Source organism: Kocuria sp. CPCC 205258 (assembly GCF_040981005.1).
GTDB classification, from domain to species: domain Bacteria; phylum Actinomycetota; class Actinomycetes; order Actinomycetales; family Micrococcaceae; genus Kocuria; species Kocuria rosea.
Genome location: NZ_JAVKPS010000008.1, coordinates 113,565 through 132,549, shown reverse-complemented (window position 1 = coordinate 132,549; position 18,985 = coordinate 113,565). Strand labels below are relative to the sequence as shown.

General features: G+C 74.0%; 17 protein-coding genes. 9 read left to right on the top strand and 8 right to left on the bottom strand.

The window, feature by feature from the left end; translation table 11 throughout:
- Window positions 1-117: 117 nt before the first annotated feature.
- Window positions 118-651, bottom strand: a complete 534-nt coding sequence (locus RF644_RS14160; protein ID WP_017832068.1) for a DUF4242 domain-containing protein — start codon at window positions 649-651, stop codon at window positions 118-120.
- 226 nt (window positions 652-877) lie between these two features.
- Here RF644_RS14160 and RF644_RS14155 point away from each other — a divergent pair, with 226 nt between their 5' ends.
- A complete protein-coding gene (locus tag RF644_RS14155; RefSeq protein ID WP_368796951.1) occupies window positions 878-1,576 on the top strand; it encodes a metal-dependent transcriptional regulator in 699 nt (232 codons plus the stop codon).
- On the opposite strand, the gene pgm is transcribed toward RF644_RS14155, so the two are convergent.
- The gene (gene pgm, locus RF644_RS14150) at window positions 1,566-3,200 is read right to left on the bottom strand and encodes a phosphoglucomutase (alpha-D-glucose-1,6-bisphosphate-dependent) (protein WP_144836458.1); all 1,635 of its coding nucleotides are present in this window, start codon (window positions 3,198-3,200) and stop codon (window positions 1,566-1,568) included. The two genes, RF644_RS14155 and pgm, sit on opposite strands and share 11 nt — an antisense overlap.
- Before the next feature lie 174 nt (window positions 3,201-3,374).
- Between pgm and RF644_RS14145 the strand changes: the two genes are divergently transcribed.
- Complete coding sequence (locus RF644_RS14145) at window positions 3,375-3,566, top strand: hypothetical protein (protein WP_284562727.1); 192 nt, start codon at window positions 3,375-3,377, stop codon at window positions 3,564-3,566.
- On the opposite strand, the gene RF644_RS14140 is transcribed toward RF644_RS14145, so the two are convergent.
- Window positions 3,563-5,074: an amidase gene (locus RF644_RS14140; protein ID WP_368796950.1), complete on the bottom strand. Its 1,512-nt coding sequence runs from the start codon at window positions 5,072-5,074 to the stop codon at window positions 3,563-3,565. The genes RF644_RS14145 and RF644_RS14140 overlap by 4 nt on opposite strands.
- Before the next feature lie 139 nt (window positions 5,075-5,213).
- Between RF644_RS14140 and RF644_RS14135 the strand changes: the two genes are divergently transcribed.
- Together RF644_RS14135 and RF644_RS14130 are read left to right on the top strand one after the other, a co-directional pair.
- Complete coding sequence (locus RF644_RS14135; protein WP_284562725.1) at window positions 5,214-5,639, top strand: hypothetical protein; 426 nt, start codon at window positions 5,214-5,216, stop codon at window positions 5,637-5,639.
- Between the two features lie 269 nt (window positions 5,640-5,908).
- Window positions 5,909-6,862, top strand: a complete 954-nt coding sequence (locus RF644_RS14130; protein WP_368796949.1) for a hypothetical protein — start codon at window positions 5,909-5,911, stop codon at window positions 6,860-6,862.
- Between the two features lie 155 nt (window positions 6,863-7,017).
- Here the strand turns inward: RF644_RS14130 and gabT are convergent, their stop codons facing one another.
- The 4 genes from gabT to RF644_RS14110 all read right to left on the bottom strand — a co-directional run bounded on the left by gabT (window position 7,018) and on the right by RF644_RS14110 (window position 13,444).
- Entirely contained in the window at window positions 7,018-8,361 is a 1,344-nt protein-coding gene (gabT, locus tag RF644_RS14125; RefSeq protein WP_368796948.1) for a 4-aminobutyrate--2-oxoglutarate transaminase, read from the bottom strand.
- Between the two features lie 148 nt (window positions 8,362-8,509).
- On the bottom strand, window positions 8,510-10,048 hold the full coding sequence (locus RF644_RS14120; RefSeq protein ID WP_368796947.1) for an NAD-dependent succinate-semialdehyde dehydrogenase: 1,539 nt from the start codon (window positions 10,046-10,048) through the stop codon (window positions 8,510-8,512).
- Between the two features lie 296 nt (window positions 10,049-10,344).
- The gene (locus RF644_RS14115; protein WP_368796946.1) at window positions 10,345-11,886 is read right to left on the bottom strand and encodes a PucR family transcriptional regulator; all 1,542 of its coding nucleotides are present in this window, start codon (window positions 11,884-11,886) and stop codon (window positions 10,345-10,347) included.
- Window positions 11,887-11,974: 88 nt separating this feature from the next.
- Window positions 11,975-13,444, bottom strand: a complete 1,470-nt coding sequence (locus RF644_RS14110) for an APC family permease (protein WP_368796945.1) — start codon at window positions 13,442-13,444, stop codon at window positions 11,975-11,977.
- A 218-nt stretch (window positions 13,445-13,662) separates the two neighbouring features.
- Between RF644_RS14110 and RF644_RS14105 the strand changes: the two genes are divergently transcribed.
- The 3 genes from RF644_RS14105 (at window position 13,663) to RF644_RS14095 (ending at window position 15,467) form a co-directional block, all read left to right on the top strand.
- Window positions 13,663-13,998 (top strand): rhodanese-like domain-containing protein, encoded by a 336-nt coding sequence (locus RF644_RS14105; protein WP_017832057.1) that lies wholly within the window; start codon window positions 13,663-13,665, stop codon window positions 13,996-13,998.
- Window positions 13,995-14,996, top strand: a complete 1,002-nt coding sequence (pheA, locus tag RF644_RS14100) for a prephenate dehydratase (protein ID WP_368796944.1) — start codon at window positions 13,995-13,997, stop codon at window positions 14,994-14,996. The genes RF644_RS14105 and pheA overlap by 4 nt, the downstream gene beginning before the upstream one ends.
- A 144-nt stretch (window positions 14,997-15,140) precedes the next feature.
- Entirely contained in the window at window positions 15,141-15,467 is a 327-nt protein-coding gene (locus RF644_RS14095) for a hypothetical protein (RefSeq protein ID WP_368796942.1), read from the top strand.
- A gap of 27 nt (window positions 15,468-15,494) precedes the next feature.
- On the opposite strand, the gene RF644_RS14090 is transcribed toward RF644_RS14095, so the two are convergent.
- Window positions 15,495-16,436 (bottom strand): diacylglycerol kinase family protein, encoded by a 942-nt coding sequence (locus RF644_RS14090; RefSeq protein ID WP_368796941.1) that lies wholly within the window; start codon window positions 16,434-16,436, stop codon window positions 15,495-15,497.
- Between the two features lie 160 nt (window positions 16,437-16,596).
- On the opposite strand from RF644_RS14090, the gene serS reads away from it, so the two are divergent.
- The gene (gene serS, locus RF644_RS14085; protein WP_017832053.1) at window positions 16,597-17,901 is read left to right on the top strand and encodes a serine--tRNA ligase; all 1,305 of its coding nucleotides are present in this window, start codon (window positions 16,597-16,599) and stop codon (window positions 17,899-17,901) included.
- 83 nt (window positions 17,902-17,984) lie between these two features.
- Entirely contained in the window at window positions 17,985-18,977 is a 993-nt protein-coding gene (locus tag RF644_RS14080) for an HAD family hydrolase (RefSeq protein ID WP_109222302.1), read from the top strand.
- Window positions 18,978-18,985: the final 8 nt, after the last annotated feature.

Below are 18,985 nucleotides of genomic sequence, written 5' to 3'. Positions count from 1 at the left end.
GTTCTGCCGGGGAGTGCGGGGCGGGGCTCGTCCGCTCGGCGGGCGGGCCCGGGCGTCGAAGCACGACGGCGGCCCCCGGCTCGCGGGGACCGCCGTGTCGTCGCGTGCTGCGGCCCGTCAGACGTTGAGCTTGAACAGCCGGTCGAACGGGGTGCCCACGGCCTGGCGGGCCCGCTCCACGGCCGCCTCGTCGGGGGCGTTGTAGAAGCACAGGCACTTGGCGGTGTCCTCGCGCACGTAGGTGCGCAGGAAGGAGACCTCGGGGACCTCGGCGTACTTCGGGGAGTTGGCCTTCTTGCGCGCCAGGTACTGCTCCATGGTGATCTCGGCGGGGATGTCCCACTCCACCAGGTACTGCGCATCGCCCTTGAGCTTCTTGATGTCGTCGAGCTCGGCGCCCACGAGGCGGACGGCGTCGGGGCCGGTGACCTCCGCGGCGGCGTCCCCGGCGGCGGTGCGCACGGTCTGGGCGAGGCCTTCGGCGCTGTCGGCCTCCACGATCACGAACACCCGTCCGTGGTCGGCCGTGACCTGGGACTCGATGAACTCGGCGCCCGCCGCGGAGACGGCCTCGGAGACCGTGGCGATGAGCTGGGTCACGGCGTCCTTGGACGCGGAGGCGGGAACGATCTCGAGCAGGTGGAGCGACATGGGGGTTCCTTCCGTCGGGTCGGGGCGGCGGCGTCGCCGCTCGGGCACTCCTGCCAGGCTAGGCTCCTGCCACCGGAAGGTCCCGGAATCCGTCACACTTCGCAACACGGGGCGTCCAGGCCGGTTCTCCTCGTGCCGGGGGCCCGCAGGGTGCATAATGCGCCCCGGTCCGCTCGCCCGGGGTCGGCGCCGGGCGGCGCCGTCTGCGGGTCGCTAGCCTGGGGGAGTGCGCGCGGAAGAACTGAACCGGTCCGTCCAGGACTGCCTGAAGACGGTCTGGCTGGCCCAGGAGTGGTCCTCGGACGCCGTGACCACCACCGGGCTGGCCCAGCGGTTGGGCCTGTCCCCGTCCACCGTGTCGGAGGCCGTCAAGAAGCTCACCGCGCAGGGGCTGCTGAGCCGGCCCGCCCACGGCGGGATCGTCCTCACCGACCGCGGCCGGGACGTCGCCGTCCAGATGGTGCGGCGCCACCGGATCCTCGAGGCTTTCCTCACCGGCCACCTGGGCTACTCCTGGGACGAGGTGCACGAGGAGGCCGAGGTCCTCGAGCACGCGGTCAGCGAGAAGTTCGTCGCCCGGCTGGACGTCCTCCTGGGCCATCCGGAGCGGGACCCGCACGGCGACCCGATCCCGCGGCGGGACGGCACCGTGCCGTCCGCCCCGGCCGTGCTCCTCGCCGACGTCGCCCCGGGCAGTCCCGTGGTGGTGGCCCGGGTCTCGGACGCGGATCCGGCCGTGCTGCGCCGGCTCGGAACCGCCGGCATCCGGCCGGGCACCGAGCTCGTGCTCGGCGAGCACCGGTCCCGCGCGGTGCCCGTGGTGCTGGACGGGGACGTCGTCGAGGTGGACGTCCTCGCCGCGGAGGCGGTCTGGGTCCGGCCCCGGGACCGGCCCGGACCGCCTCCGGGGCCCGTCAGGAGATGACGCCGTCCACCAGCGCCTTGGCCTCCCGCTGGACCTGCTGCAGGTGCTCCTCGCCGAGGAACGACTCCGCGTAGATCTTGTAGACGTCCTCCGTGCCGGACGGCCGGGCCGCGAACCACGCGTTCTTCGTGGTGACCTTCAGCCCGCCGATCGCCGCGCCGTTGCCGGGGGCGTTCGTCAGCTTCGCCGTGATCTGCTCGCCGGCCAGGGTGTCCGCCTCGACCTGGGCCGGGGAGAGCTTCTTCAGGGCGGCCTTCTGCTCCCGGCTCGCCGGGGCGTCGATGCGCTGGTAGACGGGGGCGCCGAACTCCTCGGTGAGCTCCGTGTAGCGCTGGGACGGGGTCTTGCCGGTGCGGGCCGTGATCTCCGAGGCCAGCAGGGCCAGGATGATCCCGTCCTTGTCGGTGGACCACACGGAGCCGTCCCGGCGCAGGAAGGACGCGCCCGCGGACTCCTCGCCGCCGAAGCCGATCGAGCCGTCCATCAGGCCGGGCACGAACCACTTGAAGCCCACCGGCACCTCCACGAGCTCGCGGCCCAGCGAGGCCGCCACCCGGTCGATGATCGAGGAGGACACCAGCGTCTTGCCGACCCCGGCGTCCGGGGACCAGCCGGTGCGCTCGCGGAAGAGGTAGTCGATCGCCACCGCCAGGTAGTGGTTGGGGTTCATCAGCCCCGCGTCCGGGGTCACGATGCCGTGGCGGTCGGTGTCGGCGTCGTTGCCGGTGGCGATGTCGTACTTGTCCCGGTTGCCGATGAGGGAGGCCATGGCGTTCGGGGAGGAGCAGTCCATCCGGATCTTCTCGTCCCAGTCGAGGGTCATGAACGCCCACTGCGGGTCCACCTGCGGGTTCACCACGGTCATGTTCAGCCCGAAGCGCTGGGCGATCTCGCCCCAGTAGGCCACGGAGGCCGAGCCCATGGGGTCCGCGCCGATGTGCAGACCGGAGTCCCGCACCACGTCGAGGTCGACGACCTCCGGCAGCGTCCGCACGTACTCCTCGAGGAAGTCGTAGCCGCCCGTGGTCTCCGCCGCCCGCGCCCGCTCCAGGGAGACCCGGCGGACCCCGGACATGCCGTTCTCGAGGAACTGGTTGGCCCGCTGGGCGATCCACTCGGTGGCGTCGGAGTCCGCGGGGCCGCCGTTGGGCGGGTTGTACTTGAAGCCGCCGTCACCGGGCGGGTTGTGCGAGGGGGTGATGACGATGCCGTCGGCCACCGCCTCCGCCCGGCCCGCGTTGTGGGTCAGGATCGCGTGGGACAGCGCCGGGGTGGGCACGTAGCCGTCCCGGGAGTCCAGCAGGACGGTGACCTCGTTGGCGGCCAGCACCTCGAGCGCGGTGTCCTGCGCGGGCCCGGACAGGGCGTGGGTGTCCTTGCCCATGAACAGCGGGCCCGTGATCCGCTGGCCGGCGCGGTACTCCACGATGGCCTGCGTGATGGCCGCGATGTGCTGCTCGTTGAACGAGGCCTTGAGGGACGAGCCGCGGTGCCCGGACGTGCCGAACGCCACGCGCTGGTCCGGGTCCGAGGGGTCGGGCACGACGTCGGTGTAGGCGTCGAGGAGCTTGCCGAGGTCGACGAGGTCACTGGGTTGGGCGACGGTGCCCGCACGATTGGTCATGGCGCCCAACCTACCGCCGGGCGGCGGGCCCGCGGGGGCTGGCACGCGATCGGGTCGCCAGGTTTCGTGCTCCGTGCCGCGCGGGAGGCCCGCGCGGGGGTGGAGGAATCGCGGCCGGTGGGACAGGATGAGGGCACCAGACAGGGCAGGACCGAACGAGGAGGCAGGGACACCATGAGCGACGCACCCGGCGGGACGACCGAGGGCTCGGGCAAGGGCCCGGAGGGCACCGTCCCGGACAACGAGCAGGGCATCGGGCTGACCACCGACGAGAACGCGACCGGCTTCGAGCCGGAGGAGGACCCCCAGGCGGCCACCGATCCGGACGACCCCGACACGGAGGAGGAGGCCCTGGGCCACTCCTAAGCCGCGGCGCGGGGGCCGGGGCGGCCCTGGTCCTCGAGCTGGGCGACGACGGCGAGCAGCTGCGCCTCCGCGCTCGGGCGGCCGATGAGCTGGACGCCCATGGGCACGACCGGCCCGTCGTCGTCGCCCGCCGCGCGGGTCCACAGCGTCGGGACGGTCACCGCGGGCAGGCCCACGACGTTCACGACCGAGGTCCACGGCGTGTACCCGCACTGGCGCCGGTAGTCCTGGTCCGCGCCCGCGGGGTCCGCGAGGTCGTAGCCCTCCCAGTACCAGCCCAGCGGCCGCGGTGTCATGGCGAGCGCGGGCGTCAGGACCACGTCCCAGGCGCCGTAGGCCCGGACCACGTCCTGCTCGATCCGGCGCAGGACGCCCACGGCCTGGGCCAGCTCGACCGCCGACCGGCGCAGGGCGCGGGCGCGGAAGGCCCCCGCGAGGCCGGTGAGCCTCCCCGCCTGCTCGTCGTCCAGCGGGGCCGTGCCCATCGAGGTGGTCCACACGTCGAAGAAGGCCCCGGGGTACTCGGGGTCGTAGGACAGCTCGGCCTCCTCGACCTCGTGCCCGGCGGCCCGCAACCGGGCGACGCCCGCGTCGAGGGCGGCGCGGGCCTCCGGGGAGACCTCGATGTCCTGGACGGCGTCGAACGGGGAGGCGGTGCTCACCCCGATCCGCAGGGGCCGGTCCCCCCACGGGAGGTCGCCCCGCCGGGCCGCGCGCACGCCGTCCAGGAAGGACCCCTGCGGGGCGGCGCGGACCGCCCGCCGCACCACGTTGCCGTGCGCCGGGCCGGGCGCGGGGGCGCACAGGACGTCGAGCAGCAGCGCCGCGTCCTCGGCCGTGCGGGCGAGAGGCCCGTTCACCACGAGCTGAGCGGCGTCCGACTGCGCGTCCGCGGTGGGCACCCGGCCGCGGTTGGGCTTGAGCCCGACCAGCCCGCACACCGCCGCCGGGATGCGCACCGACCCGCCGCCGTCGGAGCCCGGCGCCACCGGGAGCAGCCCCGCCGCCACGGCCGCCGCCTGGCCGCCCGAGGAGCCGCCGGCCCCCGTCGACGGGTCGTGCGGGTTCCGGGCGGGCGGGGCCACGAGGTTCTCGGAGTAGCAGTTGAGGCCGAACTCGGGCACCTGGGTCTTGCCCAGGCACACCGCCCCGGCCGCGCCGAGCAGGGCCGCGAGGTCGTCGTCGGCCTCCGCCACAGACGCGCCGCCGCGCCGCCCGGTCACGGCGGCGGAACCGTAGGTGGTGGGCATCCCGGCGACGTCGTGCAGGTCCTTCACCGCGAGCGGCACGCCGTGCAGCGCTCCGCGGGCGGCCCCGGCGGGCAGGGCGTCGAGCGCGCGCGCCCGGTCGAGGGCGAGGTCCGCCGCGACGTGGACGAAGGCCCCCAGGGCCGGATTGCGCGCCTCGATCCTGGCCAGGAAGTGCTCGGCGGTCTCCACCGCGCCCAGTTCGCCGCGCGCGAGCGCGTCCCGCAGCTGCACGGCGCTGAGGTCTCCGATCGAGGTCACGGCAGGCTCCTGTCCGACGGTCGCGCGGTCCCCTCCGGGGCTCCGCAGGGCGCTGAGCCCAGGCTAGTAGGCTGGCGGCTGTCCGGGGCGTGCCCGCACGCCCCGGTTCCCGACCTTCCCCGACCCGCAGGAGACCCCCGTGCCCACCGCCTGTGCGCCCCGTCCCGCGGCGATCCGCGCGGCGACGGCGTCTGTCCTGCTCCTGGCCCTCGCCGGCTGCTCATCGCCCTCCTCCGACGGGGACAGTACGGCCGGCACCGGGCCGGATGCGACGGCGTCCGCCGCCGCGAGCGCCCCCACGGACTCCGGCGGGGCCTCGCCGGCCACCGTCCAGGAGACGTGCGCCCGCGTGCTCGAGACCGTGCGCACCGCGCCGCAGCAGCTGCGGGACGATCCCGCCGGGCTGTTCACCGAGGTCGACGAGCTCGCGGCCACCGCCCCGGACGAGCTGTCCGGGCAGCTCACCTCGGTCCGTGAGGCCGTCGCCGGCTTCCGGCAGGGCGAGCGCTCCTTCATCAGCGTGGTCCAGGAGGTCAGAGGCCTGCAGGAGCGCTGCTCCGGCTGACCTCTCCACCGTGTGCGAGGGGTCGCGTTCGGCGCTCCCGGTGCGCGAGGGGTCGCGTTCGGTGGGAAACAGCGTCGCGGAGGGTCCGGCAGCGACCCCTCGGTGATGGCGACGTGCAGAACCCGCCCCCTCGCCCTGGAGGGGCCGCAGAATGCCGGGCGGCGCAACCGCACTCCACCGGGGCACGATGACGGTCCGGGAGAGCAAGACTGCGCCACTCCGTGTGCTCGCGCCCTCCTCCGCCCGTCCACGTCGGTCATGCTCTCGGCATGAGACACCCCGGGCCCCTGCCGCCCGAACTCCGTGGAATCGGCTTCTCACGTCAGGAGGCACTCGCCCTGGGCGTCGCGGAGCACCGGCTCCGGGACGCCGACCTCACCAGTCCCGTCGGCAGGGGAGTGCGGGTCCCCGCCGGCTGTCCCGCTCCGCTGCTGGAAGCGGCACGGGCACTGACCCGCCGGTATCCGGGGACGGTGATCAGCCACCGCTCCGCGGCGCTGCTCCACCGGATGCGGGTTCCTGACCCCTGGCAGCGGTCCTCGGAGCTGTGGCTCACGCGCGCCGACGACTCGAGGGCCCTGAGGCGGCCCGGCGTCGTCTGCCGGAGGGGACGCCTCGGTCCGCACGAGGTGGTCCGCGTCCACGGGGTGGCCGTCACGTCACCGGTGCGCACGTTCCTGGACGTCTGCGCCGAACTCACGGTGACGGAGGCAGCGGTGCTCGCCGACGGGCTGGTCGACGCCCACCGCCACGGGATCCGCCGGGCCGTGGCCGCGGTGTGCCGGCCGGACGAGCTCGAGACCGGGGTGCGGGCGCACGCCGGGCGGCGTGGCATCCGGACGGCCCGCGCCGCGGTCGAGCGGATGCGGGTGGGGTCGGACTCGCCCGGCGAGACACGGCTGCGGCTGCTGCTCGAGGACCACGGGATCCGGGGCCTGGTGCTCGACCATCCCCTGCTGGGGCCCGACGGGACGCTGCTGGCGCAGCCCGACCTCGCCCTGGAGAGCCACCGGCTGAGCCTGCAGTACGAGGGTGCCCACCACGACCGGGCGGAGCAGCGAGTGCTGGACATCAGGCGGTTGCGGGCCACGGAGTCGGCGGGGTGGCGGGAGCTCCGGATCTGCGCTCACGACCTGCACCGGCACACGACGACGACGCGGGGCCGGGTGCCGGTGGCGGTCGCCCTGGTGTGGGAGGCCATGGGGGTCGCGCACCGCCGGTGACGGGGCCGAGCCGGGGTGCGCGGGGCAAGGGGCCGCGACCGGCCGCCCGCCGCGCCGAGGGGGCCCGTCCGGACGGAATGTGACTGACTGACCGTGCGAACGAGACCCCTCGGCGCGGCGGGAGGGTGGCGCTGAACGAGACCCCTCGAGCTCGCCTAGGCCGCCGCGTTGCGGACGGCCTGGGCGAGCACCTGCAGGCCGTCGCGCAGCAGCTCCTCGCCGATGACGAGCGGGGGCAGCAGGCGCACGATGTTGCCGAAGGTCCCGCAGGTCAGGATGATGACGCCCTGCGCGAGGCACTCCGCGGCGATCGCCTTGGCGGCGTCGGCGTCGGGCTCCGTGCCGCCGGGCCGGACGAACTCCAGCGCCATCATGGCCCCGCGGCCGCGGATCTCGCCCACGGTGCCGGTCTCCTCGGCCACCGGGGCCATCTCCTCCCGGATGATCTCCTCGATCCGGCGGGCGCGGGCCACGAGGTCCCACTCCTCGATGGTCTGCAGCGCGCCGAGGGCGGCGGCGCAGGCCACGGGGTTGCCGCCGTAGGTGCCGCCGAGGCCGCCCGCGTGGACGGAGTCCATGATCTCGGCGCGGCCGACCACGCCGGACAGCGGCATGCCGCCGGCCACGCCCTTGGCCACGGTGATCAGGTCGGGGACGACGCCCTCGTGGTCCACGGCGAACCACTCGCCGGTGCGCGCGATGCCGGACTGCACCTCGTCGACGACGAACACGGCGCCGTTGTCGGTGCACCACTCGGACAGCGCGGGCAGGAAGCCGTCGGCCGGCACGATGAACCCGCCCTCGCCCTGGATGGGCTCGATCACGACGGCGGCCACGTTCTCGGCGCCGACCTGCTTCTCCACCTGGAGCAGCGCGCGGCGGGCGGCCTCGGCGCCGGTCATGCCCTCCGGGTCCCGGAACGGGTAGGACACGGGCACGCGGTAGACCTCGCCGGCGAACGGGCCGAAGCCCTGCTTGTAGGGCATCACCTTGGCGGTCATCGCGAGGGTCATGTTCGTGCGCCCGTGGTAGGCGTGGTCGAAGACGACCACGGCCTGGCGGCCGGTGTGCACGCGGGAGATCTTCACGGCGTTCTCGACGGCCTCGGAGCCCGAGTTGAACAGCGCCGCCTTCTTCTGGTGGTCGCCGGGGGAGAGCTCGGCGAGCTTCTCCGCGACGGCCACGTAGCCCTCGTACGGGGTGACCATGAAGCAGGTGTGGGTGAAGTGCGCCACGGCCTCCTGCACCTTGGCGACCACGGCGGGGGCGGAGGCGCCCACGCTGGTCACGGCGATGCCGGACCCGAGGTCGACGAGCTGGTTGCCGTCGACGTCGAGCACGATCCCGCCGTCCACGTCCGCGGCGTAGGCGGGCACGGAGGAGGCGACTCCGGAGGCGACGGCCGCGGCGCGCCGCTCGGACAGCTCGCGGGACTTGGGGCCCGGGAGGGCGCCGTCGAGGCGACGGACCTGCTCGAGCCGGTACTGGATCTCGGTCACGACGAGATCTCCTTTCGGTGGGGACGGGACGGTGAGGACGGGACGGAACGGTCGGGGGCGCCGGGCGGGAGTGCCCCGGCACGGGACGGCGGCCGCCGCAGCTGCCTGCGACGACCGCCGTCCCGGTGCGGGAACGCGGGTCAGGACCTCAGGCGGGGGTGCCGGTGCCGGGGTTCGGGACGTTGGCCCAGGGGTTCTCCACACCGATGTACTGGGTGGTGGTGTACTCGTGCAGGCCCTCGGCCCCACCCTCGCGGCCCAGGCCGGACTGCTTGACGCCGCCGAACGGGGCGGCCGCGTTCGAGATCACCCCGACGTTGAGGCCCATGAGGCCGAACTCGATGCGGTCGCCGATGCGCAGGCCGCGGGAGATGTTCTCGGTGAACACGTAGGAGGCCAGCCCGTACTCGGTGGCATTCGCCAGGGCCACGGCCTCGTCCTCGTCCTTGAAGGTGACGACCGGGGCCACGGGGCCGAAGATCTCCTCGGTCACCGCCCGGGCGTCGACGGGGACGTCGCGCAGCAGGGTGGGCTGGAAGAAGTAGCCGGGCCCGTCCACGCGCGCCCCGCCGACGACGACCTTCGCCCCGCGCTCGACGGCGTCGGTGACGAACTCCTCGACGGAGTCGCGGGCCTTGGCCTCGACCATCGGGCCCACGCTCACGCCGTCGTCCACGCCGTTGCCCACGGTGAGCGCGGCCATCTTCGCGGCCATCTTCTCGACGAACTCGTCGACGACCGACTCGTGCACCAGCAGCCGGTTGGCGGCCGTGCAGGCCTCGCCCATGTTGCGCATCTTCGCGGCCATGGCTCCGGCCACGGCCTTGTCCACGTCGGCGTCCTCGAAGACGATCAGCGGCCCGTTGCCGCCGAGCTCCATGGAGGTGCGCAGCACGTTGTCCGTGGCCAGCTTCATCAGCTGCTTGCCCACCGGGGTGGAGCCGGTGAAGGAGACCTTGCGCAGGCGCGGGTCGGCCATGATCGGCTCGGAGACCGCCGCGGCGGAGGCGGAGGAGACGACGTTGAGCACCCCGGCCGGCAGGCCCGCGTCCAGCATGAGCTGGGCGAAGTACTGGGAGGTGAGCGGGGTCAGCCGTGCGGGCTTGAGCACCATGGTGCAGCCGGCGGCCACGGCCGGGGCGACCTTGCGGGTGGCCATCGCCAGCGGGAAGTTCCACGGGGTGATCAGCAGGCACGGGCCCACGGGCTTGTGGGTGACCAGCATCCGCAGGTTGCCCTCGGGGGTGTCGAGGTAGCGGCCGTAGTCGCGCACGGCCTCTTCGGCGAACCAGCGCAGGAACTCACCCCCGTACTTGACCTCCCCGGCGGCCTCGGCCAGCGGCTTGCCCATCTCCAGGGTCATCAGCAGGGCGAGGTCCTCGGCGCGCTCCTGCACGAGGTCGAACGCGCGCCGCAGGATCTCCGAGCGCTCCCGGGCGGGGGTGCGGGCCCAGGACTCCTGGGCGTCGGCGGCGGCGTCCATCGCGGCCTGGGAGTCCTCGCGGGTGGCCGAGGCCATGGTCGCGATGACCTCGCCGGTGGCCGGGTTCTCCACCTCGAAGGTCCCCCCGTCCGAGGCGTCGCGCCACTGACCGTCGATCAGCAGTCCCGTGGGGGTCTTGGCGAGGACCGCCTCGATGCGGTCCTTCATGCCGGTGGCCGCGGGGGCCTTGTCCGTGGTGCTCATGTATCAGCCTCTCTTCTCGACGCGCGCCGGGCCACCGGGCACCGGTGGCCCTGCGCTGCGTCAGGGGGTTCGTCGGACGGGCGGGCGACAGCACTGGGCCCGCCCGTCCATCGTAGGACTCCGGACGGGCTCCCCCGCGGGGACGTCGTCACCGGGTGACGCCGAGCCGGGGCGGAGCCGGCGCCGAGGGGCCGCCACGGTCCCCCGACTGCTCCAGGCTAGCGCCGGGGCGACCCAGCAGGATGCTGAATCTTCGTGACGTCGTCGTGCACAGTGCACAGAGGAACGACGGCGGGCTACGGCGTCGCTCGGTCGGGCCGGTCGGACAGCCGCAGGGCGATCCACAGCTCCGCGCGCAGCTGCGGGTCGTCCACGGACCGGCCGAGCGCCTCCTCGACCTCCTGCAGCCGCTGCTGCAGGGTGTTGCGGTGGATCCCCAGGGCCTCGGCCGTCCCGCTCCGGTTGCCGTTGTGGGCGAGGAACGTGCGCAGCAGGGACAGCCGCCCGGCCCCGTCGACGGGGCCGAGCAGCTGCCGCGCCCAGGCCCGGGCGGCCTCGGGCGGGAGGAGACCGGCGACGCCGCCCGCCACGAGGTCGTCCCACGTGCCGACGCGCTGACGGTCCGTGGTGCGCTCCAGCGCCTCGCGGGCCTCCCGGTCGCTCGCGTCCGTCTCGTGCACGGCCGCCGGGCCGCCGATGCCGGCCCGCAGCCCGGAGGCCTCGGCGGCGGCACGCACCTCGGCGAGCCGCTCCGGGAGGTCCTCCAGCAGCACCGCGACGGTCTGCTCGCCGCCGGGCTCCGTGGCCGGCGCCCCGACGAGCACCGGTCTCGCGCCGTGGGCGGCCTGCGCCTCGAGGCGTCGCACGCCGTCCCGCAGCTCCTCGGCGCCGCCGCGCAGGCGGGCCACCCGCACCCGGGGTGCCGTCAACCACGTCGTGTCGTCCGCCACCCCCAGCAGGGCGTCCGCCGAGCGCACCTCGCCGTTGAGCAGGAGGGCGAGGGCCCCCGCACGGACCCGGCGGCGGAACAGCGTCTGCTCCGCCGCGCGCTCCGCGTGCAGCGAGAGCAGGGCCACGGCGGTGGCGATCACGCCGGTCCGGACGGGATCGACCGGGCCGGGCAGGACCACCACGAGGTAGCTCTGGGGGGCGCCGTCCACCCCGAGGGGGTGGACGACCACCGCGCCGGCCGGGCCGGACTCGCTCAGGGACCCGCGCAGCCCGGCCGGGCGCAGCCGGTCGAGGAGCTCGGGGAGCGTCCGGCCCGCGGGCAGCTCGGGCAGCCCGGGGCCGGAGCGCTCCACGATCCGGGCGTCCGCCGCGCAGACGCCCGCCCACCCGCCGCCGAGCACCGACACCAGCGTGCGGACCACCCGGGCCGGGCCGTTCCGCCCCACCGCGGCCCGGGTCAGGCGCCGCTGCTCGGAGAGCATCGCCTCGAGGGCGGTGCGCGCCTCCGCCGCGCGCATCTCGGCCGCGGCGCGGATGATGCCCAGGAAGGGGGTGCGCTCGGGCACCCGGAACAGGGTCAGCCCGGCGTCCCGGCACGCCGCGGCGAGCGCGTCGGGCACGCGGAGGTAGGACAGCCGTCCGCCCACGCCCAGGCCCAGCGCCACCACGCCCCGGTCCGTGAGCCGGCGGACGTACTCCGTCCAGGAGTGCGCCCGGGCAGAGGTGTGGAGGCCCGTCAGCAGGAGGACCTCTCCGCCCTCGAGGTACGGGGTGGGATCGGCGAGCTCGCTGGTCACCACCCAGCTCACCGGCAGGTCGGTGGCCGCCTCGACGACGGGCTCCAGCCCGAGCCCGGGCAGGCCGAGCACCTGGGCGACCGTGACCATGGGCAGTCCTCCTCTTCCGCAGTCCTCGCTGTCCTTCCCGGCGCGCCGGGGACCGCCCGGCGCGGCGGTTCCCGGCGCGGCGGCCGTCTCAGCTCCGCTGCCTGCGGCGCTCGACCTCGGCGACGAGCCGGTGCTCGGCGTCGGCGCCCGGCCGGATCCCGGTGGGGATGCGCAGCAGGAACACGAGCCCGAGCAGCCACCACAGCCCGAAGATGGTCCAGGCGGGCGCGCTGAGGAAGGCGGGCATCCCGGGCAGGTACAGGCTGATCAGAGCGAGGCACAGCACGACCGAGAGGACGCCGATCGCCGTTCCGCCGTGGCCGTGGCCGCCGATCCGGAAGGGGCGTTCCATGCCGGGCTCGGTCCGGCGCAGGATCACGAAGACCACGGAGACCAGGGCGTAGGCGATCACGATGGACGGGGAGCCGGAGTCCACGAGCCAGCCCAGCATCTCGGCGCCGAAGAACGGGGCCACGAAGGAGAGGGCGCCCACGAAGAGCAGGGCGTTGGCCGGGGTGCCGTACTTCGGGTGGAGGCGGCCGAACCACTGCGGCACCATCCGGGAGTTGCCGAGCGCCCAGAGCAGGCGGGACGCCCCCATGAGGAGCGAGTTCCAGGACGTCAGGATGCCGGCGAGGCCGCCGGCGATGAGCAGGTTGGCCACGGCCGTGCTGGAGAACATGGCTCCCATGGCGTCCGCGACCGCGATGTCCGCGCCGGCGATGTCCGCGCCGGACATCGCCGAGGACGTGGTGAGCACGACCATGACGTACCAGGCCGCGGCGAGCAGCACGGAGACGATGATGGTCCCGCCCAGCTGCTTGGCCGGCAGGTGCATCTCCTCGGAGACCTGGGGGATGACGTCGAAGCCGACGAACAGGAACGGGACGGTGACGAGCACGAGGAAGAAGCCGGCCGTGCCGCTCGTGAAGAACGGCTCCATGGTGTCGACCGAGCCGCGGGTGAACGCCCCGAAGATCATCATGAGTCCCACGATCAGCAGGAAGAGGATCACGAAGATCTGCACCATGGAGGCGTGCTTCACGCCGCGGATGTTGATCGCGGTGATGATGACGGCGGTCAGCGACCCCACCAGCGCCCAGGTCAGGTTCACCTCGAAGCCGGCCACCGTCCACAGCGGGATCTGGCTCAGGCCCGGGAAGATGTACTGCAGGGTGCGGGGGACCGCCACGGCCTCGAAGGCCACGATGGTGATGTAGCCGCCGGTGATGGCCCAGGACCCGACGAAGGCCCACCGGGCGCCCATGCCGCGCAGGAGGTAGTTGTGCTCCCCGCCCGCGTACGGCATGGCGGCGACGAGCTCGCCGTAGACGAGTCCGACGACGGCCATGATGAGCCCACCGGTGACGAGGGCCAGCACGGTGCCCATGGTCCCGGCCTCGGCCAGCCAGTCGCCGGTGAGGATAACCCAGCCGAAGCCGATCATCGCGCCGAAGCCGAGGGCGATCGCGTCGAGGCGGCCGAGGACCTTCTTGAAGCCGTGGTCCTCGCGGTCCGGGGCGTCGGGCCCCGCGCTGCGGGGTTCGCTGGTGCTCATGGGAGTTCTTCCTTCTGTCGAGGACACCCGGACGAGGTGCCTGGTCGGACCCGCCGCACGGCACTCCCGGCGGCGAGGGCACAATTTATACAGGGATTGTTTCGTTTCTGTGTGCCGCCTGGAAGCCCCCGGCCGCCCGCGGGGTGGGCGCACCGGCCCCCGTGCCCGCGGACTAGGCTGGTCCGGGACAGCCCGTTCCCGACGAGAGGACCCGGACGATGGACAACCTGGACAGCCTGCCGAGCGCCTCGGTGGAGGAGATCCCCGAGGGCGCACGCGTCCTGGACGTGCGCGAGGACGAGGAGTGGGAGGCCGGGCACATCGCCGGTGCCCAGCACATCCCGCTCCGGCAGCTCCCGGAGCGCTACGGCGAGGTGCCGGTGGACGAGGACGTGTACGTGATCTGCCGCTCCGGCGGCCGGTCCCTCAAGGCCACGGCGTACCTCCAGCAGTACGGCTTCGACCCCATCAACGTCCTGGGCGGCATGGGGGCGTGGATGGACGCCGAGAAGCCCATGGTGTCCGAGACGGGCGAGACCCCGAACGTCCGTTGAGGTACGCCTACCTGGGCCCCGCCGGCACCTTCACCGAGGCCGCGCTGCTGAGCGTGGCGGGCGCCCGTGAGGCGGAGCGCCTCCCCGTGTCCTCCGTGCCCGTGGCGCTCGCGGCCGTCCGCTCCGGCGAGGTCGACGCCGCCATGGTGCCCATCGAGAACTCCGTGGAGGGCGGCGTGACCGCGACCCTCGACGCGGTGGCCACCGGCAGCGAGCTGCGCATCGTCCGGGAGGCGCTGGTGCCCATCAGCTTCGTCCTCGTGGCCCCGCCGGGCACGGCGCTCGCCGACGTCCGCACGGTCTCCACGCACTCCCACGCATGGGCCCAGGTGCGGGGCTGGATGGACGAGCGGCTGCCGGGCGTGGACTACGTCCCGGCGTCCTCCACGGCCGCCGCGGCGCTCGCGCTGCTCCCCGGCGGGGCGGGGCGCGAGGGGCCGGCGTCCCGGGCGGGCTTCGACGCCGCGGTCTGCTCGCCCGTGGTCGTCGAGCAGCACCCCGAGCTCGAGGTGCTGGCGGAGGACATCGGGGACAACAGGGCGGCCGTCACCCGGTTCGTGCTCGTGGCCCGGCCCGGGGCGCCCCTGCCGCCGCGCACGGGCGCGGACCGCACCACGCTCGTCATTCCCCTGTGGGAGGACCGCGCCGGGGCCCTCATGGAGATCCTCGAGCAGTTCGCGACCCGGGGGGTCAACCTCTCGCGGATCGAGTCGCGGCCCACGGGCAACTTCCTCGGGGAGTACTTCTTCAGCGTGGACGTCGACGGTCACATCCTCGACGCCCGGGTGGCGGACGCCGTCGAGGGACTGCGCCGCGTCTGTCCCAGCACACGCTTCCTCGGCTCCTATCCGCGGGCCGACCACAAGGTGGCGACCGTGGCCCCGCACCACTCCGACGACGCCTTCCGCGCGGCGGCCGCCTGGGTCGCCGCCCTCCAGGACCGCGACCGCCGGGCCCCGGAGACCCCGCCCGCGCAGGGCGCGCCGGACGGCGCGTAACGCGAGGACGCGCACCGCACCCCCGCTTGTTAGCAATTGCGAATACATGCACCATGGGGAGTGCGGGCGCGTCCGTGCCCGCGATCTTCAGCCGGTGTCGATCGACCCCCCGGGTCGGGACCGAGCCCGACCGGAGGTGCCACCATGCCTGCTCCCGCCGTCCGCCGCCTCACCCTCGCCGCCGCCCCGGCCCTCCTGGCCTGCGCGCTCGCCGCGCCGCCGGCCGCGGCGGCCGCGCCGCCCGAGCCCACCCAGGTGGTCCGCGTCGAGATCGGCCCGAGCCCCGTCGTCGGGGACCCCCGGCCCGCCGACGCCCTCGACCTCGTGCCGGCCTCCCGGGTCGTCCCGGAGCCGGTCGCCTCGGTCACGGACCGCGGGCAGGGCCCGCTCGTGGCCGTGGGACTGGCCGTGCTCGCCCTCGTGGCCGCGTTCGTGGCGGGCCTGAGCCGCCGGCCCGATCCCGCCGACTGACCCGCGGGGCCCGGGCGCCCGTGCGGGTCAGTCGCCCTGGGAGGGCGGCACCCGCACGGAGAGCGCGCCCGGGAGGATCTCGGACTCGAACCCGTTGATCAGCCCGGTGCCGTCCCCGTCCATCTGGGACTCGATGGGCTCGTGGAACTCCACGCGCACCTTCTTCGCGGCGAAGAACTCGATCACGGGCAGGTCGCGCCGCTGCCGGAACACGACCTTGGCGGCCATCAGCGCCCACTCCAGCGTGCTGCGCGGGGACATCACCACGAGGTCCAGCAGGCCGTCGTTGATCTTCGCCTGCGGCACCAGGATCAGGCCCGCGGTGAGGATCCCGCAGTTGGCGGCCATCACGGAGCGGACGCGGCGGCTCTGCCACTCGCCGTCGTCGATCCGGAAGCGGGCCCACCGCGGGGGCGCGATCAGGTGCCGGACTCCGGCCTCCCCGTAGGCCGCCCAGCCGACCAGCTTCTTCAGCTCGTCCCGGGTGTCGGTCATGATCTGGGCGTCGAAGCCCGCCCCGCCCATGACGCAGAACGCGTGGTCCCCCACGGTCCCGTCCTCGAGCTCCACGCGGAACGTGGCCATGTCGATGGCCCGCTCCGCGCCGAAGAGCGCGATGTCCACGTTGCGGTGGGGATCGCCCAGGTCGGCGCCCAGGTTGCGGGCCAGGAGGTTGCCGGTGCCCAGCGGGATGAGGCCCAGCGGGGTGTCGTGGCCGACCAGCGCCTCCGCCACGGCCCGGACGGTGCCGTCGCCGCCGGCGGCGATGACGAGGTCGGCGTCCTGCTCGAGCGCCTCGCGGGCCATCGAGGAGCCCGGGTCGTCCTCCGCGGTCTCGTAGAACACGGGGTCGGGGAACCCGCCCTTGCGGCACCCGATGATGACGGCGTCGCGGGCGACGTCCGCGTCGGCCTTGATGGGGTTGATGACGACGGCGACCCGTTTGGGGGCCACGGGAGTGGCGGTCACGGAAGGACTCCTCGGTTCTGCGGCGCCGGGGACCGGTGGCGCCGTGCGGTGGGGCGGTGGCGCCGCGGCACGGGGCCGCGGGCCCGCGGCGCCGGGCGGATCGCGACGGGCCTCCACCCTAACCCCCGTCGCGTCCGGAGGACTTGGGTACCCTGTCAGGGTGATCGACATCAACCAGCTCCGTGAGAACCCTGACGTCTTCCGCGCCTCGCAGCGTGCCCGCGGGGCGGACGACACCCTGATCGACCGGATCCTGGAGGCGGACGTCGAGCGCCGCCGGCTGATCACCGAGTACGAGTCCCTGCGGGCCGAGCAGAACGCCTTCGGCAAGCAGGTGGCCCGGGCCCAGGGCGAGCAGAAGCAGGCGCTGCTCGCCGAGGTCAAGGAGCTGGCCGCCCGGGTCAAGGAGGCGCAGGCGGCCGCGGAGGCCGCCCGTGCCGGTCAGGACGAGCTCGTCGCGGTCGTGGACAACCTCGTCCTCGACGGCGTCCCCACGGGCGGGGAGGACGACTTCGTCCTGCTCCGGACCGTCGGGGAGCCCCGCGACTTCGCCGCGGAGGGCGTCGAGCCCAGGGACCACCTGGAGATCGGCGAGCTCGTGGACGGCATCGACATGGAGCGGGGGTCCAAGGTCTCCGGCGCCCGGTTCTACTTCCTCAAGCGCGACGTCGCCCGGCTCGAGACCGCCCTGCTGCTCATGGGCCAGGACCAGGCGCTGGACAACGGCTTCGTCCCCATGACCACCCCGAACCTCGTGCGCCCCGAGATCATGAGCGGCACGGGCTTCGACGTCGCCCACTCCGACGAGATCTACCACGTCGGCAAGGACGAGCTGTATCTCGTGGGCACCTCCGAGGTCCCCCTGGCGGGCTACCACGCCGACGAGATCCTCGACCTCTCCGACGGCCCGCTGCGCTACGCCGGCTGGTCCTCCTGCTACCGCCGCGAGGCCGGCTCCGGGGGCAGGGACACCCGGGGCATCATCCGCGTGCACCAGTTCAACAAGCTCGAGATGTTCGTCTACTGCTCCCCGGAGGACGCGGAGGCGGAGCACGCGCGGCTGCTCGCGTGGGAGGAGGAGATGCTCGCCAAGTGCGAGCTCGCCTACCGGGTGATCGACACCGCCGCCGGGGACCTCGGCACCTCCGCGGCCCGCAAGTTCGACTGCGAGGCCTGGGTCCCCACCCAGGGCAAGTACCGGGAGCTGACCTCCACGTCGAACTGCACCACCTACCAGGCGCGGCGGCTCAACATCCGGGAGCGGCTGCCCGAGACCACGGACGCCGCCGGCAAGGTCCGCAAGGGCGGCACCCGCACGGTGGCCACCCTCAACGGGACGCTGGCGACCACCCGCTGGCTGGCCGCCATCCTCGAGACCCACCAGCAGGCCGACGGGTCGGTGCGCGTCCCCGAGGCGCTGCGGCCCTACCTGCGCGGCCAGGAGACCATCCCCGTCCGGCGCTGAGCCGCCGGGAGGCGTTCGGCTCCTGTTCATCTCACATCGACATCTCGGCCATCCTGTCGGTGTGATGTGGCACCATGTCCCGCATGACAAAAGAAAAGACCGCTGGCACCGAGGACCAGCACGAACTCGTCGGCATCAACTCCACCGTCCCGCTGAAGGTCGAGCACTCGGAAGACCTCAGCGACACGGCCGGCGGCACCACCGCGCCCGCGCGCTCCGCCGCCGACGTCCGGATCCCCCTCAAGGTCCAGCCTCCCCGCTCGAACGGCTGGAAGAAGGAGGCGGGCGTCCAGTACCTGGTGGCCCTCGACGTCGACGGCACGCTCGTCGACCACGACGGCCACATGTCCCGCCCGGTGCGCGAGGCGGCCCAGGCCGTGCTCGCGGCCGGCCACCACGTGGTCATCTCCACCGGCCGCTCCAAGGGGGCGACCCTGCCCGTGGTGGAGCTCATCGGCCAGGAGCGCGGCTACGCCGTGTGCTCCAACGGTGGCATGACGCTCGAGCTGGACCCGGAGCTGCCGGCGTACCACCGGGTGCTCGAGTGCGTCTCCTTCGACCCCGGCCAGGCCCTCGAGGCCCTCGAGCAGCGCCTGCCCACCGCGAAGTTCGCCCTCGAGACCGAGGACGGGTCCTTCTACTCCACGGAGCGCTTCCAGGACGCGTCCTTCGGCATCGAGGCGATCGGCGTGGACCTGCACCAGCTGGCGCGGATGAAGGCCGTGCGCATGGTGGTGTACAGCACGGAGCACACCCCGGAGGAGTTCGCCCGGGCGATCGACGAGGCCGGGCTGCACGGCGTCACGTACTCCGTGGGCTGGAGCGCCTGGCTCGACATCGCCGCCAACGGCGTCTCCAAGGCCAGCGCCCTGGAGCAGATCCGCCGCCGGCTCGGCGTGGACCCGTCCCACACGGTCGCCGTCGGCGACGGCCGCAACGACATCGAGATGCTCGACTGGGCCGCCCGCGGCGTGGCCATGGGCCAGTCCCCGGACGAGGTCGCGGCCGCGTGCCACGAGGTGACGCACACGGTCTACGAGGACGGCGTCGCCCGGATCCTGCGCTCCCTGCTCTGAGCCCGGCG